This window comes from Paenibacillus sp. OT2-17, assembly GCF_009827695.1.
GTDB classification, from domain to species: Bacteria; Bacillota; Bacilli; order Paenibacillales; family Paenibacillaceae; genus Paenibacillus; species Paenibacillus polymyxa_B.
Genome location: NZ_WUDQ01000473.1, coordinates 1 through 2,919, shown reverse-complemented (window position 1 = coordinate 2,919; position 2,919 = coordinate 1). Strand labels below are relative to the sequence as shown.

Below are 2,919 nucleotides of genomic sequence, written 5' to 3'. Positions count from 1 at the left end.
TTGTTTTCACTGGTAACGGGAGCATCCCGGCGGGTTCAGCCCGCACTTCGAAATGAGCTTTCCCTACTGGATAAACACATTTAAACATACTCAACTCAGTATATCCGTGTCATTTAGCCGTGTCAACGCGATTTCAGACAAGATACATACGGTGTATGGACAAAATCAGATTGTTTTCCGCTTCACGTAATAAGCAAAAAAATGCTGAAGTCCTACCTTTAAGACTGCCATCACGGGAACCGCTAAAATCAAGCCGGTAATTCCCGCAATTTCCCCACCCACTAGCAGAGCGAAAATAATGGCTATCGGATGCAGATGCAACGTTCGTCCCACCACCTGGGGAGAAATGACATTGCTCTCCAACACTTGAATACAGGTGTTAACGACCACGACCAAAAGCACCATTTTTAAGGAGACCGTAGAAGCCATGACTACTGCCGGAGCGGCTCCCAAAAAGGGGCCCAAATACGGAACGATGTTAAAAATCGCAACCACTCCTGCCAGCAACAGCGCATAAGGCATGCCAATGAGCATATATCCGAGATAAGCCATCACTCCAATAATGACGCATACCAGTAATTGTCCCCTGACATAGTTGCCAAGCGCCTGATCAATTTCCTTAAGTACCGTTACAATCGCCTTGCGACGAGAACGCGGGAGGTAAGACACAATCGTCCGCTCGAACACATCAAAATCCTTCAAAATATAAAAAATGAGAAACGGTACAATGAACACATTGAACAGCATATTGATCATCCCGCCGATGTTATCCATAAAGTTAGAAATCCCTGTTGCCATCCGATTCTCTAGTTGGAAAAACCATTGATTCATACCCGTTCGCACCCCTTGGGGCAAAATGCCGCTATCCATATTCGTCATTAATCCTTGTGCATGCATGGTCAGCTCAGGCAGATGCTCATTCAGCTCATCCAGTTGTTCAATGAACATCGGAATCAGGTTCATCAGAATCACAACGAGACTGGCTAAAAACACAGCATAGATGAGCAGCACAGCTACGCTTCGAGGCACCTTGCGACCGCCCAGCATACTGACAACCGGATTAAGTACATAGGAGATGATCATCGCTACCGCAAACGGAGCAATGATTGTTTTCAGAAATTCATACAAATGCAAAAACAAAGGTCGCAGCAGCCAGATAAAATATAGAATGACAAGTCCCAGCAGCGTCCATATTCCGTACCGGAACAGTCTACTTTTCGTTAATTGCTCCATTTCGTGCCCCCTTACTGGACTAGCCTCCTTTAAGTATATGCCTGTACCTCTACTTTAATCCTTCCCGCGAGTCTGGAATGCCCCATAGATTACCATTGTAAAAAAATGATGAAAACGGATGAAAACAATTAACAAAGTCATTCCATCTGACGATATAAGTACAAAGCACTACTCTAAGTTTTCACATTTCTGAAACATCGGGGGTCGTTACATGAACTTAAAAATCAAGCTTATTCTCCTTTTCACTTGCATTGTTATCGTTGCAGCTGGGCCATTGTCGATCATTAGCATGACAAGCGTTAAAAATCAGGCCAATCATGATATCGAAGAGCTTATGAACAGCAAAACCTCCGAAACCGTCCATCAGCTCGACGGATGGATAGGTGGTAATGCCAAAATTATTGAAACATTGGCTGCAGGTCTGGAATCCAGCGATATTTCATCAGATGCCAAAGCCGTATCTCTGAAGGCAGCTTTTCAAAACTATAAAGATCAAAATATTTCCAATATTTACGCAGGCTTTGAAGATGGAGCCTACTGGGATGGATCTGGCTGGTTTGAAGCAGGTTATGATCCTCGCGCTCGACCGTGGTACAAGGATGCCAAAACCAAGGGAGAAATGTATTACTCGTCCCCGTACATTGATGCAAATAGTACGAATTTCACCATTTCTATTGCGAAGCCTCTCAAAAATTCGAATGGCTCCGTCACTGGTGTGGTCAGCGAGGATATAATGCTCAACGATATGACAAAAATAATTAAAAGCATAGACCTGAACGGATTGGGCTACGCATTTTTGATTGACCAAAATGGAGCCGTGATCGCGCACCCAGACAACAATCTGGCTGGCAAAAACCTCAAGGACAATCCCGAGTTGGGTTCATCAACCGCGGCCCTGCTGAGCGCAGCTTCGGGAGAAACAGACTATAGCTATAATGGTAGTGACCGTCAGCTTTATTTTAAAAAGATGCCTAGCACAGGCTGGATTGTAGGGTTGTCCATTTCCAAAGATATTGCTTTTCAGGAGTATTACTCCACTCGTAATATGTTGATTATAACGGTTGCTATCATCTTGGTTGTCGCTATGCTGCTGGCGATCTGGGCGGCAAACAACTTTATTAAGCCGATTCGCAGACTCCAAGCGAATGTCAAACGTATAGCTGAAGGCGATATGACCGCTCGTGTGGATGTTAAAGGTAAAGATGAAATTGCCAGCCTGGGGACAGATTTTAATATCATGTCTGATAATCTCTCTCACCTGTTGCGCAAGGTATCAGATACGGCGGGCGATGTCAGCTCAGCTTCCCATGATATGCATCAGCACGCTAAGGATACTGGAACCATCGCGTCACAAATCTCCAGTGCAGTTCAGGAGCTTGCCCAAGGAGCGAGCGATCAGGCTGAAGCTGTATATTCCGGCTCTGAGAAGCTGACTCACATGACAGGCTCCATCGACCAGATTGGCGAAAGTGTTAAACGGACCCAAACTGCCGTTTTCGAAACAGATTCTGCCGTGCTTGCAGGGTATGAAACAGCAGAACGTCAAGCGAAACTGGCCGCCGAGTCCAGACAAACGACGACTGCGGCAGGAGAAGCCGTAGATTCGCTCGCGCTGAAAACTCAGGATATTGAGCGGCTGGCCGGGGCCATCCACGATATCGCCGCACAAACAAACCTGCTGGCCCT

General features: G+C 45.9%; 2 protein-coding genes. One reads left to right on the top strand and one right to left on the bottom strand.

Annotated elements, in window-relative coordinates:
* Positions 1 to 165: 165 nt before the first annotated feature.
* Positions 166 to 1,233, bottom strand: a complete 1,068-nt coding sequence (locus tag GRP75_RS23285) for an AI-2E family transporter (protein WP_023989907.1) — start codon at positions 1,231 to 1,233, stop codon at positions 166 to 168.
* Between the two features lie 211 nt (positions 1,234 to 1,444).
* Between GRP75_RS23285 and GRP75_RS23280 the strand changes: the two genes are divergently transcribed.
* A partial coding sequence (locus tag GRP75_RS23280) for a methyl-accepting chemotaxis protein (RefSeq protein ID WP_160790493.1) occupies positions 1,445 to 2,919 on the top strand: 1,475 nt, incomplete at its 3' end.